Here is a 21,156-nt window from a genome sequence, read left to right on the forward strand (position 1 = left end):
TCAGGTGGCGCTGCGCTTCCCGGAGGAGGCCAGCTCACCCGGCCCGGCGGGGTTCTCGGGGGCGGTGCCGATCGCGGCGGGGCGCTGGCCGTTCTCCGCGGCGGAGCCGGTCAGGGCCGGGCCGCGGCGGAAGGACTCGCCGCGGCGCTGGTTGCCGCGGTTGGCGGTGACGCGCTCCCGCGAGATGCGGACGTTGTAGAGGATGAAGGCGAGGGCGATGAAGGCGAGGAAGACGCCGAGACCGGTGATCGCGATCGGGATGATCGGGTTCGACCCCTCCTGCTCGACGGCCGCACCCTGGTCGGTGACCTGGAGGGTGACGCGGAGCTCGGGGGCGACGCCCTGGGCCTCCTGCTGCGAGGTGATGTAGGTCTGGAAGATCTGGGTCGCGGTCTGCGAGATCAGGACGGCGCGGGCCGGGTCGGTCGACTCGCCGACGATCGAGAGGATCGGGAGGCTGAAGCGGCCCGGGTTCTGCTCGGTGCCGGCCGGCTGGGTGGTGCGGCGCACGGCGCTCAGGGCCTCGGTGGGCGAGAACCCGCCGATGGCGGCCTCGACCTGGGTGCGGATCTCGGAGCCGCTGACGAGGTAGGCGTAGATGACCGCGGTGTTCGTCAGGTCGTTCTGCTGGGCCTCGGACGTGCCCTCGGTGAGGGCCTGGCCGGGCTCGACCGCCTGGAGGGGGTTCCGCGAGCCGCCGCCGAGCAGGATCGTGGTGTCGGAGCGGTACGCCGACTCCGCACGGGAGACGACCTCACCGTCCTTGAGGGTGTAGCCGGCGACCATGGCGGCCAGCACGGCGACCACGAGGCCGACCGCGAGGAGCCATTTGTAGCTCCAGAGCACTCGAAGGTAAAGGGGAACGGACATCTCGGTCTCGACTTCCAGACGGCGAGGTGTAGGACCTCGGGGCGACGCGCCGCGTGCTCGGAGGTTGCACTGCTGCTGCAATCGTTGGAGCAACGCCTCCGTCCATCACGGCGGTGATGGCGGAACGGGGTTTGCGGCTGTCGAGGATGACGACGGAGCCAGGTGCGGAGGGCGGGCGGTACGGAGTGGTTCTGCGCTGTGCTCCACCGGTCTTCGGGCATGCCGCGAAGGGGCCGGAACGAGCACAGAACCGGGACCCCACGAGTGCGGTGCCCCGACACACTCATTGTGACCATAACCCACGGCATGCGGATGCCGGAAGTATTGCGGCTGTGTTAAGTCTGCGGGACCGACGACTCGCCGAGCCGGGAGTGGACTTGCGTTCCTCTCAGGAGGTCGAGGATGGTGGCTAGTGTTCATTCCTGAGCGCGCCGCCCTCACGACAGGAGACGCATGGATGATGAGCACCAGTGCTCCACCACTGCCGCAGACCCACCCGACCGCACCGACAGCACTGAACGCGACCTCGATCGCGACCACGACGCCCGTCCTCTGACGGCCGTCCCGTCGGGCGCGCCCGCGGACGCTCCGCTGTCGATCCTCTACTCGTTCCCGCACGGCATCGGCTCGCCGGGTATCGGCTGGACCGCGCTGCACCAGGTGCGCTCGCTGGTCGCCGCGGGCCACCGCGTGACCGTCGTCGCCGCCTCGATCACCGAGCCGCTCGGCCCGGTCGCCCGCGCCGTGACGACCCTCACGGTCGGCGGCGTCCGCCTCCCGCACCGCCTCTTCGGCCGCAGCCGCTCCATCGCCCACCACGACCGCGTCACCGCGCGGATCCTCGCCGAGGGCGACTACGACGTCGTGCACGGCTGGCCCTGGGGCTCGGCCCGCACCTTCGACGAGGCCGCCCGCCAGGGCGTGCCCGCCGTGCGCGAGGCTCCGAACACCCACACCGCGCACGCCTTCGAGGTCGTCGCGGAGGAGTACGAGCGGCTCGGCATCACGCCGCCGGTCGGCTCGCCGCACACCTACAACGCGGTGCGGCTGCGCCGCGAGGAGCGCGAGTGGGCCGCCGCGACCGCGATCCTGGTGCCGTCCGCGTCGGTCGAGCAGACCTTCCTCGAGAAGGGCTTCTCGCCGCGGAAGCTCCTCCGCCACCGCTACGGCGCCCTGGTCGACACGACCCGCAGCTTCGATCCCGACCCGCGCGACGCGGCCGACCACGTCTTCACCGCGGTCTTCGTCGGCCGGATCGAGCCGCGCAAGGGCCTGCTCTACGCGCTGCAGGCCTGGCAGCAGTCGAAGGCGAGCAGCACCGGCCGCTTCCTGGTCTACGGCGACTTCACCCCGGGCTACCAGGAGCGCCTCGCCGGGCTGCTCGAGCAGCCGAGCGTCGAGCTGCGCGGCTTCACGGCCGACGTCGCCGAGGTCTTCGCGAACGCCGACGTGCTGATCCTGCCGACCATCGAGGAGGGCAGCGCCCTGGTCACCTCGGAGGCGCAGGCCGCCGGCTGCGTGCCGCTGGTCTCCTCCGCCGCGGGGGCCAACCTCGAGGACGGCGTGCAGGGGCTCGTGCACGAGCCGCGCGACGTCGAGACGCTCACCGCGCAGATCGACCTGGTCTCCTCCGACCGCGCCCTGCTCGCGCGGATGCGCCGGGCCGCCCTCGACAACCGCGACAACCTGACCTGGGAGCGCGCGAGCGTCGACCTCGTCGCCGCGTACCGCGCCGCGATGGCGCTCGTGCGCGAGGACCTGGCGGGCACGGGCTCAGCGGGCACGGGCTCAGCCGGCACGGGCTCAGCAGGTGCGGGTTCAGCCGCCGACTCCGACGACCGCTCCGACCAGCCGAGGAACGACCAGCCGTGAACCCCTCAGTCCTCAGCCCCAGTGACGTCTCGATCGTCCTCTGCACCCGCGAGCGTCCCGACATGCTGCGGGAGGCCCTCGCGGCGGTCGCGGCCGGCACCGACCCCGCGGTCGAGGTGATCGTCGTCGACTCCGCGTCGACCGACTCCCGCACGCGCGAGGTCGCCCTCGCCGCGGGTGTGCGCTACGTGCGCACCGACACCAAGGGCCTCTCGATCGCGCGGAACCTCGGGCTGGACTCGAGCGACCGGCCGATCGTGGTCTACACGGACGACGACTGCTCGCCGACGCCCGGCTGGATCGAGGCGCTGCTGCGCGCGTTCGAGGAGGAGCGGGTCACCGTGGCGACCGGGCGGATGCTCGACCACACCCTCGTCGACACCGACGTGCCGCCCACCGACCGCATCGTCTACCGCTCCGCCGTCCGCGGTCTCGACGCGGGCCACGGCGCGGTGATGGCGTTCCGCCGCGACGTGCTGCAGACCCTCGGCGGCTTCGACGACACCCTCGGAGCCGGCCGCTACCTCGCCGGCGCCGAGGACCTCGACATCTTCTGCCGCGCGCTCGCCGCGGGCGGCACCGCCGTCTTCGTCCCCGACAGCGTCGTGCTGCACGTCAACACCCGCAACCCCGTGGCCTACCGCCGCCTGATGCGCGGCTACGGGCTCGGGCTCGGCGCGCTCGTCGGCAAGTGGTGGCGCCTGTCGCCCAAGGTCGGCGCGCGGCTGACAGCGACCCTCGCCGTCCGCAGCGGCCGGCGCCTGGTGCGCTCGGCCAAGCGTCGGGGCCGCGGCGCGAAGGACGAGCTCGCGATGGTCGAGGGGATCCTCCGCGGCTACCTGCGCTCGCGCCACCTCCGCCTCTCCGGCTCGACCTTCGTCGACGAGTACCCGCCGACGCCGATCCGCCTGCCCACGGACACGACGCCCGCGGACACCACGCCCGCCGGCACGCAGCCCGCCTCGCCGGCGCCCGCCGGCACCCCGAGCTGACCGCTCCCCTCCGCCGCCTCCGACCAGGGAGCACCGCCATGACCCGACACCCTCGCCGCACCGGGCGACCGCACGCCGAGCCGCTGCGCACCCTCGACGAGAAGTTCGTCTCGAACGCCGTCGTCTACGAGGTCGCCCGGCCGACCGGCTCGATGATCGTCGACGATGCGCCGTTCCGCCGCGCGGACGGCTCGCTCGACCGCGACCTCGTCTACTCCGCCTGGGAGGCGTTCATCCGCACCTCCCCCGCGGTGCGGCAGCGGCTCGCGCGCGCGCCGCTCGGCCTGTTCACGCCCTCGTGGGTGTCGGTCGACGAGATCGACGTCCGCGACCACGTGCGCTTCCACCCGGGCGTCGTCGAGTGGGACCCGCGCCACGTCGAGCTGCTCACCGGCGCCTTCAACGGGCCGATGGACCCGAAGGGCCCGCTCTGGGACATCCTCGTGGTCGAGCTCTCGACCGGTCAGCTGGGCTTCGCGGTGCGGATCCACCACGCGCTCGGCGACGGCATGTTCGGCCTCGTGCTGATCCAGGCCTTCTCGTCGGGCGAGCCGATCGAGTTCGCGCCGTACAGCCGCGCGCCGATGCGCTTCCCCGACGACCCGCGACCGCCGCGCGGCCCGCTCTCGCTGACGCTCGCCGCGCGCCGCCAGATCGCCTCGACCCACGCCTCGCTCGCAGACGAGTGGACCGAGTGGAAGCGCAAGCCGCTGAAGAAGCGGATCACCCGCGTCGGCGGCCGCAACATCCGCGCCGCCCGCGACTGGTGGATCCGCCGCTCGGGACTGCTCGAGCGCAGCATCAAGCCGCGCGACGCCGCGATCCTCACCGCCGACCTCAAGACCGCGAAGGCGGCGGCCCGCGCGGCCGGCGGCTCGGTCGCCGACCTGACCGTCGCCCTCGCCCTGCACGCCTTCGCCGCCCTGCACCCCGAGCGCGAGGAGATCGCGACGCTCGTGCCCGTGTCGCCGCGCCGCGACAAGAACGAGGTCAAGCGCAACCACGTGTCGATGGTGCGGGTGGCCGTCCCGGTGTCGCTCGGGCTCGCCGAGACGGTGGCGAGCGTGCGCGAGCAGGTGCAGCTCGCCGTCGAGACCGGCGAGAGCGGGATCACCCGCGGCCGGAAGGACTGGCAGGGCTACGCGTCCTACCTCCCCGTCTTCCTGCGCCCGCGCTGGTTCGGCACCGCCGAGCTGGCCTCGATGACCCTCTGGCCCGTGACCGAGCCGGACGACGAGGCCGCGGTCTTCGCGAGCTCGTTCACCAAGCGGCTCGACATCGCGATCTCGGTGCGGTCGGACCTCGACGCCGACCTGTTCATCGACTCCATCGCCGCCTCGCTGACCGAGATCGGCGCGCCGGTGATCGATCCGCTCGCCGAGCAGACCCCCGCCGGATCGCCGGACGACCACGAACCGAACGGAGCCGGCCGATGAGCCAGGGCGGCGGACCGCTGCGCACCCTCACCAAGGTGCGCACCTACCTGCAGGCCGTGCGCCTGCTGCACTTCCACGCGTACAGCCACGCGGACCAGGTGCCGCGCCTCACCCGCGGCGCCGACGTCTCGTTCGCGCCGAACGTGTCGTTCCGGAACGCGGAGCGGATCACGCTCGGCGCCGGCACCCACATCGGCGAGAACTCGCTGCTCTGGGCCGGCAACAGCACCGGACGGATCACCCTCGGCGCGAAGTGCCTGCTGGCGCCGAACGTCACGATCACCGCCTCGAACTACGGCATCGTCCAGGGCACGCCCGTGATGGACCAGCCGAAGATCGAGAAGGACATCGTGATCGGCCGGGACGTCTGGCTCGGCGCGAACGTGGTCGTCGTCGCGGGCGTCACCATCGGCGACGGCGCGATCGTCGGCGCGGGGGCCGTGGTCACCAAGGACCTGCCCGCGAACTGCATCGCCGGCGGCGTGCCCGCCAAGGTGATCGGGCAGCGACCGGAGGCCGATCGTGCCTGAGGCCGTGGACACCAGCCTGGCGATCGTCGTCGTCAGCTACAACACCCGAGAGAAGACGCTGGCCTGCCTCGCGTCGATCCCGCTCGGCGACGCGCCGACGCCCCCGCACGTGATCGTGGTCGACAACGGCTCCGAGGACGGCAGCGCGGAGGCGATCCGCGCCGCGCACCCCGAGGCGACCGTGATCGAGGCGGGCGACAACCTCGGCTTCGCCCGCGGCGTGAACCGCGGCGTCGCGGCGGCGACCGAGCGCTTCGTGCTGCTGCTGAACCCCGACACGCTCGTGCTCGAGGGCTCGTTCCGCGCGCTGCTGGAGTTCGCCGTCGCGAACCCGCGCTACGGCGTCTACGGCGGGCGCACCCTCCGGCCCGACGGCTCGGTCGACCCCTCGTCCTGCTGGGGCGCGCCGAGCCTGTGGTCGCTGCTGACCTACGCGACGATGCTCTCCACCGCGTTCCGCGGCAATCCGCTGCTCGACCCGGAGTCGCTCGGCCGCTGGCAGCGCGACAGCGTGCGCGAGGTGCCGATCATCACCGGCTGCCTGCTGCTGATGCCGCGCGAGGAGTACGAGCGGGTCGGCCGGCTCGACGAGCGCTTCTTCCTCTACGGCGAGGACGCCGAGTTCTCGATCCGCGCCCGCCGCGCGGGACTGCGCCCGGTGATCGTGCCGACCGCCGTGATCGTGCACGACGTCGGCGCCTCCACCCGCGACGCGGCGACCGCCGGCAACTCCGGCCGCAAGATGTGCATGGTGATGGCGGGCAAGGCCACGATGATCCGCCTGGCCTGGAAGCCGCTGCCGGCCCGGATCGGCATCGCGCTGCTCCAGGCCGGTGCGCTCGTGCGCACGGTGCTCGAGACCGCGACCCGCCGTAAGCGCCGCGCCTGGACCGAGGTCTGGCAGCGCCGGGCCGACTGGCGCGTGGGCTACCCGGAGGCCGAGCGCACGCTCTTCGGCCGGGTGCCCGGCACCGGCGCGGCGGAGGTCGCCCGATGATCGCGGGCGGGACCCGCACCCTGCGCGGCCGCCTGCGCACGCGCCTGCGCGGACTGCTCTCCGGCGAGGACGCCCGGAGCCGCCGCCTGCGCGTCGAGGCCGAGCCGGCCTTCCGCACCCGCTACGCGAACCCGTACAACGCGCGGCTCTACACGGCGATGACCGCGGAGGGCGTGCTCGTGCGCGACCTCTCCTGGGCGCGCCTGCTGCTCGCGAAGGTCGACGTCGTGCACCTGCACTGGCCGGATCTGACCTTCCTCAGCGGCGTCCGCCGCTACCGGATCGTCGCGCGGCTGGTCTTCTTCTTCGCGTTCCTCCGCGTCGCGCGCCTGCGCGGCACCCGGCTGATCTGGACCGCGCACAACGTCACCTCGCACGAGGAGCGCGGCACCCCGTTCCTGCGCAACTGGTACCGCCGGCTGCTGACCGAGAACCTCGACGCGATCGTCTGCCTCTCGGAGGAGGGTGTGACCGCGATGCGGCGCTCCTACCCCGAGCTCGCGGCGGTGCCCGCGTTCGTGACTCCGCACGGGCACTACCGGCAGGACTACGACTTCTCGGCGAGTCGCGCCGAGGCGCGCGCCGAGCTCGGTCTGGACCCGGACGCGCGGCTCGTCGTGTCGGTCGGCCAGATCCGGCCGTACAAGAACGTGCCGACCCTGATCGAGCGCTTCCGCGACCGCGAGGACGACGGCACGCTGCTCGCGATCGCCGGCAATCCGGCTCGAGGACCGCTGCGCGGCGTGATCGAGGAGGCGGCGGCGGGTGACGAGCGCATCCGGCTCGAGCTGTCCTTCCTCAGCGACGAGCGGATGGCGCTCTGGCTGCGCGCGAGCGACCTGGTCGTGCTGCCCTACTCGGCGATCCAGAACTCCGGCTCGGCGATCCTCGCGGTCTCGGCCGACCGGCCCGTGCTGGTGCCCGACCTCGGCGCGATGCACGAGCTGGCCGCGCTGGTCGGCCCGGACTGGGTGCGGCTCTACGACGGCGCCTTCGACACCGCGGCGCTCGACGGCGCCCTCGCCTGGCTCGACGAGCGCACCGTCGCGGACGACGCCTCGGCCGACCTCTCCGCACTGGAGTGGGACGCGATCGCCCGCGCCACGATCGCGGTCTACCGCGACGTGCTGCGGGCCCCGCGCCCGCGCTGACCTGCGCCCATGCTGATCGAGTAGCCCGCGCAGCGGGCGTATCGAGATCCACCCCCATCAGCAGCCGCGCCTGCGAAGGCGGGTCTCGATACGCCCCTCCGGGGCTACTCGACCAGCATGTTCCGCCAGCAGCCCGCCCTGTGGGCGACCCATGCTGATCGGAAGCCCGCCCTGTGGGCGACCCATGCTGATCGAGTAGCCCGCGCAGCGGGCGTATCGAGATCCGCCATGATCAACACCCCCGCCCCCAGAATCCGCCCGCTGAAAAATCTCGAAGAGTAGTGCGCCGGAAACCTGGGGCGGCTAGCTTTGGCTCCTGATCCCCCTTGCACTCCTCCGCCGGTCGCCCGCAGCATCCGGTGGTCGTCGGTCACCCCTGCCCGCCGAGCCCGCACGGTCACCCCGCCCCGCCCGCCGCACAGAAACTCAGGACCTTCGTGATCCCTCGCTCCACCTCGTCGCGCCGCCCCGCCGGTCGTCTCCGCCGCTTCCTGGCCGCGACCGCCACCGCAGCCGTCGTCACCGCCGGTCTCGTCGGCGCCGCCGCGCTTCCCGCGCAGGCCGCCGATGCCGCCCGGACCGGCACCACGCAGACCGGTGCCACGCAGACCGGCGCCGGCCGCTACGTCGTCACCGTCGACTCGAAGGCGGTCTCGACGACGCTCGCGAGCGCCCTCGGCCTCTCGCTCGACGCGTCCTACGGTGGAGGCGTCTCCGGCTTCACCGCGACCCTGACCGCCCGTCAGCACGCGATCCTCGCAGCGGACAGCCGTGTCCTCGGCCTCTCGCCCGCCGACCAGGTGGTCGAGGGCCAGGCGCAGACCATGCCCTCCCACGTCCTGACCGCGGAGGCCGACAAGGCCCCGGTCACCGCCGGCGACGGCGTCACCAACTGGACCGGGCCCGCCGTCGCGGTCATCGACTCCGGCGTGAGCGCGCACCCCGACTACAACCTGGCCAAGCAGGTCAACTGCTTCGGCTCCGGCACCGCCGAGGACGCCAACGGCCACGGCACCGGCGTCTCCGGCTACATGACCGCGCTCGACAACGGCTCCGGCACCGTCGGCATCGCCCCGGGTGCGCCGATCTACTCGGTCCGCGCGCTCGACGCCAACAACAAGGGCAGCATCTCGACCCTGATGTGCGCGCTCGACTGGGTGTCGCAGAACGCCGCGACCTACAACATCAAGGTCGTCAACATGTCGCTCGCCACGAACGGCGTCGACGACAACAACTGCGGACGCACCAACGGCGACACCATCCACCAGGCGGTCTGCGACCTCGTCGCGAAGGGCGTGACCGTGGTCTCGGCCGCCGGCAACTCCGCTGCGGACCTGTCGAAGTACATCCCGGCCGCCTACGACGAGGTCCTCGCCGTCACGAACTTCGCGAACTACGACGGCAAGCCGGGCTCGCTCGCGGCCGTCCCGTGCTCGAACGTGACCACCAAGGACGACAACTACACGCTGAACAGCAACTTCGCGTCGGCCGCCGACGCCGGTCACACCATCGCCGCGCCCGGCACCTGCCCCTACACCACCAAGAAGGGCAACACCTACGCGTACATCCAGACCGGCACCAGCATGTCGACGGCCGCCGCCTCCGGTGTCGTCCTCGACTGCCTCGCGGCCGGCGGATCCTGCGTGGGCAAGAGCCCCGCGCAGGTCATCGCCCAGGTGATCGCCCAGGCCAAGTCGGCCACGCTCGACCGCGGGCGCACCTTCGTCGGCGACCCGACCAGCCCCGTCTCCGGCCGCTACTACGGCTACGGCGTGAGCACGATCCCGGTCGGGACGGTCGTCACCCCGACGCCGACCCCCACCGCGACGCCGACCGCGACCGCGACGCCCACCGCCACGCCGACTCCGACCGCGACGCCCACGGCGACCGCGACCCCGAAGCCGACGGCCACTCCGACCGCGACGCCGACCCCGACCGCGACGCCCACCGCGACCGCGACCCCGAAGCCGACCGCGACTCCCACCGCCACCCCGACGCCGACCTCCGGCGCCGACACGGTAAAGCCGCAGGCCAAGATCGTCTCGCCCGCCAGCCAGACGACCGTGACCGGCACCGTGACCCTCGTCGCGAACGCGAGCGACAACGTCGCAGTCACCAGCGTCGCCTTCTGGTCCGGCTCGACCAAGCTCGGCGACGGCGTCAAGCAGGCCGACGGCACCTGGTCGCTGACCGCGAACAGCAAGAACTGGCCGAACGCGACCTACGTCGTGGTCGCCAAGGCCACGGACGCCGCGGGCAACGTGGGGTCCAGCGCCTCTATCACGCTGGTGATCAAGAACTGATCCGCTCCCCCTGATCCGTCCCGCCTGAACGGCCCGGCTCCCTCCTCGGAAGGAGCCGGGCCGTTCGCGTTCCCACGGCGCGGTCGCCGCGTCAAGGGCGGGTGCGGCGGCGGCGCGGTCCGTAGCGTCGGAGTCGCGCGGTCGACCCCCGGCGGCGCGGAGAGGCAGTCATGAGCGACACAGAGCAGAACGGCCCCGTCATGGACGGCGCCGAGGACGCGAGCAACGACGACAAGCTGAGCGGCCTGATCGAGCAGGTCGACCACGACCACGGCGACGAGGGCGCGGGCGCCATGGCCGACGCGCTCCGCGACCGCGCCGACGAGACCGACACCGAGATCACCTCCTCCGACGAGACGGAGACCCGCACCGAGACGGAGTAGCGCCGGGCGCCGGTCGCGTATCGAGCGGCGCCGTCGCTTCGCGTCTCGATGTTGAGGCGGAGGACACGGCGGCGGCCCTTCATGCTCGTCGAGTAGCCCCGCAGGGGCGTATCGAGCGGGGAAGCCGCTTCGCGTCTCGGTGGTGAGGGAGAGGACGCGGCTGCGCCGCAACATGTTGGTCGAGTAGCCCCGCAGGGGCGTATCGAGACCCGCCGTCATCAGCAGGGCGGGTCTGCAGACTTCTGTTCTGACGGTGGTGGATCTCGATACGCCCGCTCCGCGGGCTACTCGATCAGCATGAGGCCGCCCGCCCCTCGAGCAGCCGCCCCAGGCGGCCCCGCACGCTGGTCGAGCAGCAGCCCTTTGGCGGTACTTGCACGCGGGCCGAGTGGCCGAAGGGCATATCGAGCACCAACCCCGGTCGGGGGGCGGTCCATGCTGGTCGAGTAGCCCGAAGGGCGTATCGAGACCCACCACCGCCGAGACATCCGGCAGCAAGCCTCCTCCCCAACCCCGTATTTGACCCCACTCTCCCCGATCGGCCCGCGATCCCACTCCGGTGTCGGTGGTCCCTGATTCAATACGCGTATGTCAGATGATGAGGATGCAGCGGCACTCGCGGAGGTGCGCGACTGCTTCGACGACTCCGCCGCCGCCGAGCGCGCCGCGTCCCCGACGCGCCTTCGGGCCGCGGAACGGATGCACCGCGGCTACCGAAAAGCGCTCACCGTCCCCGAGTCGTTCGCCCGCGGCGCGACCCGCAGCGAGACCCGCGACCTGGTCGAGCGCTCCCTCCGCGCCGAGCTGGCGGTGGCGTACGGTGAGTCGGAGCAAGAGGTCTCCCGCCGTCTCGAGACCGCGCAGCTCCTGATGGAGCACCTGCCGCTCACCCGCGCCCTGCTCCGCGACGGTCGGATCCTCTGGAAGGTCGGCGAGGCGATCTGCAGAACCGCCGGCAGCCTCCCCGAAGCGTCCCGCGCGGCGCTCGACGAGCGCGCCGCCGACGCCGCCCTCACGATGACCACCACGCAGCTGCGCCGAGCCCTCGGCCGCTGGCGCGAGGAGCTGCACGAGGATCCCCTCGCCCAGCGCCACGCCCGAGCCCGTCAGGACCGCGCCGTGTGGGTGACCCCGGACGTCGATGGGATGGCGACGCTCTGCGTGTACGGGTCGGCGCCTGCCGTCTCCAGCGCCTACGACCGCCTGCGTCGCATCGCCCGCACCCTCCGCGACGAAGGCGCCCCCCGCACTCTCCAGCAGCTCAGCGCCGACGCCGCGATCGACCTGCTCTGCGACGGAGACATCGCCGGCACCACGCCCAACGCCGAGCATCGACCCGACCCGACCTTCGTCCCCGGCGTCCGCGCCGAGGTGCGACTCACCCTCGCAGCCTCCACCGCCGTCGGTCTCGACGACGCGCCCGCGGACCTCGACGGCTACGGCCCGGTCCCCGCGGAGAACGCCCGCGAACTGATCCGCACCGCCGCATCCTTCACCCGAGTCCTCGTCGACCCGGACACCGGCGCCGTCAACTCGGTCGGCCGCACCTGGCGCGTCCCGCCGCCGCAGATGCGCCTGCACCTGCAGCTCCGGGACCAGACCTGCCGCTTCCCCGGCTGCACCCGGACTGCATCGAGGGCCGAGGCCGACCACACCATCGAGTGGCGCAACGGCGGCGAGACCTCTCTCGAGAACCTCGTCATGCTCTGCACTTCCCACCACCACGTCCGGCACGGAGAGCAGTGGAGCTACGACCGGATCGACGACCACGGGACCATCGAGTGGACGAGCCCGACCGGCCGACGGATCAGCAACCGCCCGCCACCCCTGCCCGGCCGCCCACCCGACCCGCCGCCGGGACCGCGCTTCGACGACACCCCCGCACCGTTCTGACGGTGGTGGATCTACTTGGAAGAGACGCCCGCAGAACATGCTGTTCGAGTAGCCCCGCAGGGGCGTATCGAGCGGCGAAGCCGCTTCGCGACTCGGTGGCGGGGGAAAGGACGCGGCTGCGCCGCGTCATGCTGGTCGAGTAGCCCCGCAGGGGCGTATCGAGACCCACCGTCACCAGCAGGACGGGTCTGCAGACTCAGCGTCCTGACGGTGGGGGATCTCGATACGCCCACTGCGCGGGCTACTCGATCAGCATGACTTTCCCCATATGGATGAGGTGATCTTTCCTAAGAGACCCACCACCGCAGGAACGTTGCCCTCTTCCCCGCCCTGCGCCGGCGCCGAAGGCACCCCCTCCGCTCGATACGCCCGCGAAGCGAGCTACTCGATCAGCATTGGTGCCCCGCTGGGCGGGCTGGTCGGCGAGCATGGACGCAGTGCACGCCGAGCGGACCGCCGCTGCTCGCCATATCTTCCTCACGTGAGCACGCGCTCGCACGGACCGATCCCCCGTCCGCCGCACACCGTCCACCTGCGCCACCCTCTGGAAAGGCAGCCGTGCCCGACGCCCTCCTCGTGCCCCTCCTGCTCGCCGCGCTCGTCACCAACGGCCTGGCGGCGGGCTTCTTCTACGCCTTCGCCTGCGCGGTGATGCCGGGCCTGGCCCGGACGGACGACCGCGCGTTCGTCAGCGCGATGACCTCGATCAACGCCGCCGTGCAGAACCCGCTGTTCGCCGTGTCGTTCGTCGGCAGCGGTCTCGCCTCCGCCGCCGCGCTGGTCGCAGCCCTCGCCGGCGGCGCCGGTGCCGCGACGACCGCCGCGGTCGCGGGGCCCTCGCCCTCGCGGTGCTCCAGTACGTCGTCACCTTCGGGCGCAGCATCCCGCTCAACCTGCGACTGGACCGGTCCGCCGACGGCTCGCTCCCCGACGCGCGGCGCGGGTTCGAGCGCGCCTGGATCCGCGCGAACACCGCGCGCGTGCTCGCCTCCGCCGGCTCGCTCCTCCTCCTCGGGATCGCCCTCGCGACGACCTGACCGCCGCTCCCGTCGATCCGCGAGTCCGTCGACTCCCCGAAGACGGCAGGCTGGTCAGCACCACCCCGATCAAGGAGACACACCATGACCGCACCCCGCCGCGCCCTGATCCTCGTCGACGTCCAGCAGGAGTACTTCGCCGGGCCGCTCGAGATCCGCTACCCGCCGCACGCGTCGTCCCTGCCTGCGATCGCCGCGGCGCTCGACTCCGCCACCGCCGCCGGTCTGCCGATCGCCGCCGTCCAGCACAGCAGCGGCGAGGGGGCACCCGTCTTCGCACCGGGCACCCCCGGCTTCGCGCTGCACCCCGAGATCGAAGGCCGCCGGACCGAAGACTGGAAGTCGATCACCAAGCGGTTCGGCACGGTCTTCGCCGGCACCGACCTGCTCGCCTGGCTGCGCGAGCACGACGTCGACACGATCACCCTGGTCGGCTACATGACCAACAACTGCATCCTCGCCTCGGCGGCCGAAGCCGAGACGCACGGGCTGAAGGCCGAGGTGCTCTCCGACGCGACCGGCGCCATCGCGATCTCGAACGCGGCGGGCTCCGTCGACGCCGAGACCGTTCACACGACGCTGCTCGCCCTGCTGAACTCGAACTTCGCGGCCGTCGCCGACACCGCGACCTGGACCGACGCCCTCGCCTCCGACGAGCCCCTCCCCCAGAGCGACCTCGGCAGCTCGGCCGTCGCCGGCGCCGCGCTGCCGCCGCGCTGAGACCTCGCCCAGCAGCACCTCGCTCAGCGCGACAGGAGCAGCTCCAGCGTCACCCTCCCCGGGTTGAAGGCGCTGGGGTGCTCGCAGTACACCGTGAACGGGACTCCGCGAGCGTCGCTCTCCGCCCAGCCGATGACCTCGAGGACGTCCCGCGCGCCGGTGATCCGGATCTCGTCGACCATCGTCTCCGTCTCGGCGAAATACACGCGGTAGACGGGCGTCGTCACCTCGGCGTCGACGTCCCGCGGATCCACGGAGCTGGTGTGCATCGTCCCGCAGCCCTCCTTCTCGTGCTGTTCAGCGTCTCAGAAGGCGCCGCGGCGGACGCCCGCAACGCGTCAGCGCTCCGGCGGCGGCGGGAACGGGCGGGTCGAGCGCGGGGCGGCGGGCGGCAGGGCGGCGCGGGCGCGGTGCAGGGAGACGGCGGTGAGCAGGACGCGGGTGCGGGCCGGGGAGGCGTCGAGCGGGCCGATCAGGGACTCGATGCGGGCCAGGCGGTCGTAGAGGGTCTGCCGACCGATGCCGAGGGCGGCCGCGGTGGCGGTCTTGCTCCCCCAGTGCGACGCGAACGCCTCGAGGGTCGCGAGCAGCTCCGGCCGGCCGCGGCGCAGCGGGCCGAGCACCTCCTCGACGAGGGCGTCGGCCTCGGCGTCGTCGCGGAGCGTGCTGGCGAAGCGCTCGAGCCGGTGCAGCCGCGCGTCGACGACGCCGCTCTCGGCGCGGGTCCACTCCCGCACGCCGCGCACCTCCGCGAGCTCGCGCGGCACCCGCGCGCCGTCGTCGGCACCGCTGCCGACGCAGACCAGCGCGGCCACCCCGGCAGCCGGCGGCCACTCACCGAGGAGCAGTGCCCTCGCCCGCTCCCGCGCGGCGACGTCCGGGAAGGCCAGCAGTGCGAGCAGCTCGCTGCCCGCGACGCAGAGCATCGGCTCCGCTCCGACCACCCCGAGCGCAGACCGGACCGCGCGGAGGGTGCGCTCGTCCTCGCCGACGTCCGCCCAGACGCCGAGGAAGCACTCCCGCCCGCCGATCCCGAGCCGGCCGAGGAGCGCGTCGATCTGCAGCTCCGCGCTCTCCTCCGGCCGCCGGGCCTGCGCCGTGGCGACCGCGAAGAGCTGCGCGGTGAGCCGCTCGCGCGCGGTCGGGGGCCGACGCCGGAGCAGGGCGATCGCCAGCACGTCCGGCGCGCGGTCGAGCGCGACGGCGACCGCGTGCAGGTCGGCCTCGTCGTGGGCGCGGAGGTAGAGGGTGCCCAGCAGGGAGTCGCCGGCGCGCAGCACTCCGGAGGAGGCGCCGGCGGTGCGCGACGTGTCGACACCGCGGCCGGGGTGGGCGCGCACGATCTCCTCGCCGGCCGGCGAGACGAGCGCGGCGGAGGCGCCGGTCGCGCTCGCGACGACCCGCAGCAGTTCGTCGATCCCGGCGTCCGCGGCCGCCGCCTCGCCGAGAAGTCCGGACAATCTGTCCGCCACCCGCAAGCTCCGGAACTTCTGCTCGGTGAGCCGGGTGTTGATGCTCTCGCAGACCTGCACGAACGGCACGCGCCGGGGCAGGGCGAGCACCGCGAGGCCGTGCTCGTCGGCGGCCGCGACGAGTGGAGCCGGCACGCTCGGCAGGCGCTCCGACAGCTCGACCGCCAGGGCGCCGACTCCCGCCGCGACCAGGGATTCCACGTAGCGGCGGCACTCCTGCGGGTCCTGGTCCGCGGCGAGGTTCACCCCCTCCATCAGCAGCAGCTCGCCGCCCAGGAGCAGCGGTGCGACGTCGAGCTGCTCGCTCGCGTGGGCCCAGCGGATCGGCACCCTCCCGGCGGCCGGACCGCCGGCGACCACGACCGGTCCTGCGGCCGCGAGCAGCGGGTCGAGGAGCGCCTCGGACAGCGGGATCACCATGCAGAACGTCCTCTCGCGTCACCGCGAATTTACACGGCGAGGCGGCCGCCGAAACCGCCCGCCGGGAGGGTGGAGCCCGACCCGACGCACTCCTCCACAGCCGCTCGTCCGCAGCGCTGTCCACCGTTCCCCGCTCCGACTCCCCGCTCCACCTCACGCTTCGAGAGGATCCACCCATGAGCTCCGACACCCTGCACGGCACGACCGACACCGAGGACGCGCTGACACCGCTCCCCGACAGCCGCCGCAACGCGCGGCTCGACGGCCAGTTCTGGATCTGGGCGGGCGCGAACATCGCCCCGATCAACTGGGTCCTCGGCGCGCTCGGCGTGAACATGGGCCTCGGCCTCTGGGACACGATCACCGTCCTCGTGCTCGGCAACGTCGTCGGAATGGCCGTCTTCGGCTTCTTCGTGCTGCTCGGGCAGCGCACCGGCGCGACCGGGATGCTCGTGGGCCGCGCGGTCTTCGGCCGTCGCGGCAACTACGCGCCCGCCGTGATCCAGGCCGTGGTGGTGATCGGCTGGTGCGCGATCAACACCTGGATCGTGCTCGACCTGGTGATCGCACTGCTCGGCTCCGTCGGCCTCGTCGATCCGGAGGCGGCCAACATCGGCTGGAAGGTCGCGGTCGCCGCGGTGATCATGGCGATCCAGGTCGCGATCTCGTTCCTCGGCTACAAGGCCATCGCCGCCTTCGAGCGCTGGACGGTGCCGCCGACCCTGCTGGTGCTCGCGGTGATGTCGATCGTCGCCTGGTTCTTCCTCGACATCGACTGGTCCTACGCCGGCCCGGCCGAGGGCGCCCTCACCGGCGGCGACCGGATCGCGGCCATGTCGATCGTGATGACCGCGATCGGGATCGGCTGGGGCCTCACCTGGCTCGCCTACGCGGGCGACTACTCCCGCTTCGTCAGCCCCCGCGCCTCGCGCAGGAAGCTCTACTTCGCCAGCGTGCTCGGCCAGTTCGTCCCCGTCGTCTGGCTGGGCGTCCTCGGCGCGACGCTCGCCACGAAGAACGGCTCGGTCGACCCCGGTCAGCTGATCGTGGAGAACTTCGGCGCCCTCGCGATCCCGGTGCTGCTGCTCGTGGTGCACGGGCCGATCGCGACCAACGTGCTCAACATCTACTCGTTCGGGATGGCGACCCAGGCGCTCGACATCCGCCTCGGCCGCCGGACCCTCAGCCTGATCGTCGGCGTGCTCGCCTTCGCCGCGTCCGTCTTCTTCGTCTTCCAGGACGATCTGGCGACGACGCTGGACGCCTGGCTGGTCGGCCTGGTCGGCTGGGTCGCTCCGTGGGGCGCGATCGTGCTGGTGCACTACACGGTGTTCGAGCCGCGGGTGCGCTCGTTCGGGCACCTCTTCGCGCCGGTCGGCTCACCGCTGCTGCCGGACGTCCGCTGGCGCGCGCTGCTCTCGTTCGCGATCGGCGCGACGCTGACCTGGCTGTTCATGAACGGCTCCGTGCCCGCGCTGCAGGGGCCGGCCGCGACCGCGCTCGGCGGCGTCGACGTCTCCTGGCTCGCCGGCGGAGTCTCGGCGGGGCTCGCCTACCTGCTGCTCGGTCGCGGCGACGCCGCGTCCTGGGTGCGGAAGCGCGAGGCCCTCGAGCCGGCGGCGCGCGAGGCCGAGCCCGTCCTCGGGTAGCCGGGCCCGTCACTCCGCTCCTCTCCTCTCCTCTCCTCTCTCCTCTGCTCTCCTCGCTCCTCAGCTCCCGCACCACCGCACCACGAACGGAACCGCCATGCCCCTCCTCATCACCGACGCCGCCGTCATCACCATGGATCCCGTCTCGGGCGCCGTCCCGATCACGGCGAGCATCCGGATCGTCGACGACGTGATCACGGCGATCGGCCCGGGGCTCGTGCCCGAGCCGGGCGACGAGGTCCTCGACGGGCGCGACCGCCTCGTGACGCCGGGCTTCGTCAACGCGCACACCCACTCGTGGGAGTACCTCTACAAGGGGCGCTACGACAACCTGCCGCTCGAGCTGTGGATGCTGCTGTCGTACCCGATCCTCGGCGACAGCCGCGTCGCCCCGGATCTGATCCGGCTGCGCTCGTCGCTGTTCGCGCTCGAGTCGCTGAAGGCGGGCGTCACGACGCTCGTCGACGACGTGCTCGAGAACCCGGACCAGGACGCGGCGCAGCTGGCGGCGGTGTTCGACGCCTACGAGGAGATCGGGATCCGCGCGAACATCTCCGGGCACGTGATCAGCAAGCCGTTCTTCGAGACCATGCCGTTCCTCGAGGAGTACCTGCCGGCCGAGCTGCTCGACTCGGTCCGCGGGGCGGCCCGGCCGACCACCGAGGGCTACCTCGACTTCAGCCGCACCGCCTTCGCCACCCAGCACGGGCGCGGCGGCGGACGGCTGCGCTACATGGTCGCGCCCTCGGCTCCGCAGCGCGTGGGCGCCGACCTGCTCGTCGGGGCGACGGAGCTGGCGCTCGAGCACGACGCGGAGTGCCACATCCACGTCCTCGAGACCAAGACGCAGCTGGTGACCGGCGAGGAGTTCCACGGCTCGACGCTGGTCGAGTACATGGCCGGGATCGGCGCGCTCTCCCCCAACACGACGTTCGCGCACGGGATCTGGCTGACCGACTCCGACATGGCGGCGATCGCGGCGGCCGGCACCTCCGTCTCGCACAACCCGATCTCGAACCTCAAGCTCGGCTCGGGCATCGCCCCGTGGCGCGCGCTGCACGACGCGGGCGTCAACCTCGGGCTCGGCACCGACGGCTGCTCCAGCAGCGACTCCCCGCGGATGCTCGACGTGATCAAGGCGGCGGCGCTGCTGCACAAGGTCACCGATCCGGACCTCGCGTCCTGGCCGACGGTCGCGGAGGTGCTGACCGCGGGCACGATCGGCGGCGCGCGGAGCGCCGTGCTCGGCGACGTCACCGGGAGCATCGAGGTGGGCAAGCAGGCCGACCTCGTGCTGTTCGACCTGGAGACCCTGGCCTTCACGCCGCGCCAGCGCCTGGAGAACCAGCTGGTCTACTCCGAGAACGGCTCGTCGATCGACACCGTGATCGTGGCCGGGCGGATCGTCGTCGCGGGCGGCGAGTCGACGACGGTGGACGAGGCGGCGCTGCGGGCCGACCTGGCGGCGCAGCTCGGCGAGATCGTCGCGTGGCAGGACGCGCTCGACCGCTCCAACGGAGTGCTGACCGAGCCGTTCCACCGGATGTACGAGCGCGCGATGCGCCGCGACGCCCCGATCGACCGCTTCAGCGGCCGGCGCCTGGTCTGACGGCACGCGGTCTGACGGCACTCGGGCTGACGGCACTCGGGCTGACGGCACTCGGGCTGACGGCGACGGGACCGACGGCATGCATCTCCGGCTCGTGGAACCGGCTCCGGCACGCAGAACGTGCGCGGTTCCGCGAGCCGGACGCACTTCCGCGAGCCGAACTCGCCCGCCCCGCCGCCCGCAGCCACCTCCGGCGCGCGTCGGTTCCGCGAGCCGAACATGTCTTCGCGCTCGGAGCGGCACCCGAGGCCCGCGTCACCCGTCCGGGGCGGGATCGGACGGACCGGCGGCGCGTCGAGTCGGAGCGCGCCCCCTGAACGGGAACCCCCCACCGGAGGAAGGTTCATTGCGAACGGACGTTCGAACGCCCCGCCTAGGGTCGCAGCAGAAGCGCCGGAGTCTCCCGGCCGACTTCTGAGCGACTCCCCTCCCCGCAGTGCCGCGGTCTTGACGGGAGCCGCTCCTCCGACCTCGACGCCCGGAAGGACGCCCGTGCCGACGACCCCCGCGACCGCCGCTGCGTGCCCGTCAGGCGCGCGGCAGGCCGGCGAAGTTCGCGGCGCTGAGCTCCTGCACGGCGGGCAGCTTCGCGAGGACGGCGGCCGAGACGCTCTCGCGGTCGGAGAGGACGCGCTCGAGGGCGTCGCCCACGCGGCCGGCGAGACCGGCACCCGGCTCCACGCAGAGGTAGGGCAGCTCGAACATCGCCATCAGGCCCTCGACCTTGCCCTGGGTGGCCAGCGTGATCGCGGGGACGCCCTTCATCAGGGACATGATCGCCAGGTGCATCCGGCCGGTGACGGTGACGGTGGCGCGCTCGGTGAAGCCGCGCACCTCCGCCGGAGTGAGGACGTCCTCGACGAAGGCGACGCCGGCCGTGTCCGGCAGGGCCGCGTAGACCTTGCGGCAGGCCGCGAGGTCGTCCGGCCCGTGCTTGATCACGTGCGGGAGCAGCACGACGGCGAGGCCGCGGGCGCGCAGACCGCCGATGATCTCCACGTAGGCGCCGGTCTGGTCGGTGTCGATCAGGCCCGAGACGTTGACGATCGCGATGCCGCCGGTCGTGTCCAGTGCGGCGAGCTCGGTGCTCGCGCGGCCCTGGTCGACGGAGCGCGCCGAGAAGACGATGTCCGCCGAGGCCTTCGCGTCGAGGCCGTCGCGGCGGGCGCGCTCGACCGAGAGCGGGTCGCGGAGGAAGAGGGTCGTGCCGGCGCGGTCCGCGTCGCGGAGCTGCGCGAGGGCACCGGGGTGCGCCTTGCCGTTCCAGCTGAAGCCGAGCACGCGGGTGTCCACTCCGGCCGACGCGGCGCTGCGGGCGACGAGCGCGCGGCTCGTCGAGGCGCGGAAGTTGTAGGCGCCGTCCATGATGTCGGCGCCGACGATCGAGACCGACGCGGCGCCGGGCAGCATGGCCCGGAAGCGGCGCAGGTCGCGGACGAAGCTCGGCAGTCCGCCGTAGAGCAGGGTGCCCAGCGAGACGATCTCGACGCGGTCGGCCTGCTCGGCCGGGATGCGGAAGTCGCCCTTGTAGCGGGTGATCACCGTGATCGGCCCGGCCACGTTCTCCAGGAACGCGCCGACCAGGGCGGCGTCGCCGATGTTGCCGGCGCCGGGGGGTGCGATGAGGATCGCGCGACCCTGAGCACCACCGGCACCACCGGCACCACCGGCATCACCGGCACCACCGGAGCGTCGGGCGCTGCGCAGTCGCGGGGCGTCGAGGAAGACGCCGCGCGCTCCGAGCGAGAGCACCGCCGGGCTCTTCAGCAGCGGGGCGGTGCGCTTGCGCAGCCCGCCCAGCACCGTCCGGACTCGCGAACCT

The 21,156-nt window shown here is 72.7% G+C and carries 17 protein-coding genes; 13 read left to right on the forward strand and 4 right to left on the reverse strand.

Annotation, left to right across the window (positions count from 1 at the left end):
• The gene (locus tag HQQ86_RS07035; protein WP_173287351.1) at positions 1–870 is read right to left on the reverse strand and encodes a hypothetical protein; all 870 of its coding nucleotides are present in this window, start codon (positions 868–870) and stop codon (positions 1–3) included.
• Positions 871–1,323: 453 nt separating this feature from the next.
• Here HQQ86_RS07035 and HQQ86_RS07040 point away from each other — a divergent pair, with 453 nt between their 5' ends.
• The 11 genes from HQQ86_RS07040 (at position 1,324) to HQQ86_RS07090 (ending at position 14,184) form a co-directional block, all read left to right on the forward strand.
• On the forward strand, positions 1,324–2,742 hold the full coding sequence (locus tag HQQ86_RS07040) for a glycosyltransferase family 4 protein (RefSeq protein ID WP_173287352.1): 1,419 nt from the start codon (positions 1,324–1,326) through the stop codon (positions 2,740–2,742).
• Positions 2,739–3,734, forward strand: a complete 996-nt coding sequence (locus tag HQQ86_RS07045; RefSeq protein WP_173287353.1) for a glycosyltransferase family A protein — start codon at positions 2,739–2,741, stop codon at positions 3,732–3,734. The genes HQQ86_RS07040 and HQQ86_RS07045 overlap by 4 nt, the downstream gene beginning before the upstream one ends.
• Before the next feature lie 38 nt (positions 3,735–3,772).
• Positions 3,773–5,170 (forward strand): wax ester/triacylglycerol synthase domain-containing protein, encoded by a 1,398-nt coding sequence (locus tag HQQ86_RS07050; protein WP_173287354.1) that lies wholly within the window; start codon positions 3,773–3,775, stop codon positions 5,168–5,170.
• A complete protein-coding gene (locus tag HQQ86_RS07055; RefSeq protein ID WP_123705671.1) occupies positions 5,167–5,700 on the forward strand; it encodes a DapH/DapD/GlmU-related protein in 534 nt (177 codons plus the stop codon). Before HQQ86_RS07050 ends, HQQ86_RS07055 begins: the two co-directional genes overlap by 4 nt.
• Positions 5,693–6,697, forward strand: coding sequence for a glycosyltransferase family 2 protein (locus HQQ86_RS07060; protein ID WP_173287355.1), 1,005 nt, complete (start codon positions 5,693–5,695; stop codon positions 6,695–6,697). The genes HQQ86_RS07055 and HQQ86_RS07060 overlap by 8 nt, the downstream gene beginning before the upstream one ends.
• A complete protein-coding gene (locus HQQ86_RS07065) occupies positions 6,694–7,848 on the forward strand; it encodes a glycosyltransferase family 4 protein (RefSeq protein ID WP_173287356.1) in 1,155 nt (384 codons plus the stop codon). The genes HQQ86_RS07060 and HQQ86_RS07065 overlap by 4 nt, the downstream gene beginning before the upstream one ends.
• A gap of 437 nt (positions 7,849–8,285) precedes the next feature.
• Positions 8,286–10,151 (forward strand): Ig-like domain-containing protein, encoded by a 1,866-nt coding sequence (locus tag HQQ86_RS21985; protein WP_173287357.1) that lies wholly within the window; start codon positions 8,286–8,288, stop codon positions 10,149–10,151.
• 170 nt (positions 10,152–10,321) lie between these two features.
• Positions 10,322–10,534, forward strand: a complete 213-nt coding sequence (locus tag HQQ86_RS07075; protein ID WP_173233385.1) for a hypothetical protein — start codon at positions 10,322–10,324, stop codon at positions 10,532–10,534.
• Positions 10,535–11,122: 588 nt separating this feature from the next.
• Positions 11,123–12,427 carry an HNH endonuclease signature motif containing protein gene (locus tag HQQ86_RS07080; protein ID WP_173287358.1) on the forward strand — a complete coding sequence of 435 codons (1,305 nt, stop codon included), beginning with the start codon at positions 11,123–11,125 and terminating at the stop codon, positions 12,425–12,427.
• 848 nt (positions 12,428–13,275) lie between these two features.
• A complete protein-coding gene (locus HQQ86_RS07085) occupies positions 13,276–13,464 on the forward strand; it encodes a hypothetical protein (RefSeq protein ID WP_173287359.1) in 189 nt (62 codons plus the stop codon).
• An 84-nt stretch (positions 13,465–13,548) separates the two neighbouring features.
• Positions 13,549–14,184, forward strand: coding sequence for an isochorismatase family protein (locus HQQ86_RS07090; protein ID WP_173287360.1), 636 nt, complete (start codon positions 13,549–13,551; stop codon positions 14,182–14,184).
• 23 nt (positions 14,185–14,207) lie between these two features.
• Here HQQ86_RS07090 and HQQ86_RS07095 read toward each other — a convergent pair whose 3' ends face one another.
• Positions 14,208–14,453, reverse strand: coding sequence for a hypothetical protein (locus HQQ86_RS07095; protein ID WP_173287361.1), 246 nt, complete (start codon positions 14,451–14,453; stop codon positions 14,208–14,210).
• Between the two features lie 69 nt (positions 14,454–14,522).
• Positions 14,523–16,076: a PucR family transcriptional regulator gene (locus HQQ86_RS07100; RefSeq protein WP_173287362.1), complete on the reverse strand. Its 1,554-nt coding sequence runs from the start codon at positions 16,074–16,076 to the stop codon at positions 14,523–14,525.
• A gap of 176 nt (positions 16,077–16,252) precedes the next feature.
• On the opposite strand from HQQ86_RS07100, the gene HQQ86_RS07105 reads away from it, so the two are divergent.
• Together HQQ86_RS07105 and HQQ86_RS07110 are read left to right on the forward strand one after the other, a co-directional pair.
• A complete protein-coding gene (locus HQQ86_RS07105; protein ID WP_173287363.1) occupies positions 16,253–17,725 on the forward strand; it encodes a cytosine permease in 1,473 nt (490 codons plus the stop codon).
• A gap of 97 nt (positions 17,726–17,822) precedes the next feature.
• A complete protein-coding gene (locus HQQ86_RS07110) occupies positions 17,823–19,334 on the forward strand; it encodes an amidohydrolase family protein (protein WP_173287364.1) in 1,512 nt (503 codons plus the stop codon).
• 528 nt (positions 19,335–19,862) lie between these two features.
• Here the strand turns inward: HQQ86_RS07110 and HQQ86_RS07115 are convergent.
• Positions 19,863–21,137, reverse strand: a complete 1,275-nt coding sequence (locus tag HQQ86_RS07115; protein WP_173287365.1) for a polysaccharide pyruvyl transferase family protein — start codon at positions 21,135–21,137, stop codon at positions 19,863–19,865.
• Positions 21,138–21,156: the final 19 nt, after the last annotated feature.

The organism is Rathayibacter sp. VKM Ac-2857, assembly GCF_013205025.1.
GTDB lineage: Bacteria > Actinomycetota > Actinomycetes > Actinomycetales > Microbacteriaceae > Rathayibacter.

Bases quoted from the DNA above. Each gene is read 5' to 3' on its own strand.
- HQQ86_RS07035 (WP_173287351.1), bottom strand. From the start codon at position 870: ATGTCCGTTCCCCTTTACCTTCGAGTGCTCTGGAGCTACAAATGGCTC.
- HQQ86_RS07040 (WP_173287352.1), top strand. From the start codon at position 1,324: ATGGATGATGAGCACCAGTGCTCCACCACTGCCGCAGACCCACCCGAC.
- HQQ86_RS07050 (WP_173287354.1), top strand. From the start codon at position 3,773: ATGACCCGACACCCTCGCCGCACCGGGCGACCGCACGCCGAGCCGCTG.
- HQQ86_RS07055 (WP_123705671.1), top strand. From the start codon at position 5,167: ATGAGCCAGGGCGGCGGACCGCTGCGCACCCTCACCAAGGTGCGCACC.
- HQQ86_RS07065 (WP_173287356.1), top strand. From the start codon at position 6,694: ATGATCGCGGGCGGGACCCGCACCCTGCGCGGCCGCCTGCGCACGCGC.
- HQQ86_RS07075 (WP_173233385.1), top strand. From the start codon at position 10,322: ATGAGCGACACAGAGCAGAACGGCCCCGTCATGGACGGCGCCGAGGAC.
- HQQ86_RS07080 (WP_173287358.1), top strand. From the start codon at position 11,123: ATGTCAGATGATGAGGATGCAGCGGCACTCGCGGAGGTGCGCGACTGC.
- HQQ86_RS07090 (WP_173287360.1), top strand. From the start codon at position 13,549: ATGACCGCACCCCGCCGCGCCCTGATCCTCGTCGACGTCCAGCAGGAG.
- HQQ86_RS07095 (WP_173287361.1), bottom strand. From the start codon at position 14,453: ATGCACACCAGCTCCGTGGATCCGCGGGACGTCGACGCCGAGGTGACG.
- HQQ86_RS07100 (WP_173287362.1), bottom strand. From the start codon at position 16,076: ATGGTGATCCCGCTGTCCGAGGCGCTCCTCGACCCGCTGCTCGCGGCC.
- HQQ86_RS07105 (WP_173287363.1), top strand. From the start codon at position 16,253: ATGAGCTCCGACACCCTGCACGGCACGACCGACACCGAGGACGCGCTG.
- HQQ86_RS07110 (WP_173287364.1), top strand. From the start codon at position 17,823: ATGCCCCTCCTCATCACCGACGCCGCCGTCATCACCATGGATCCCGTC.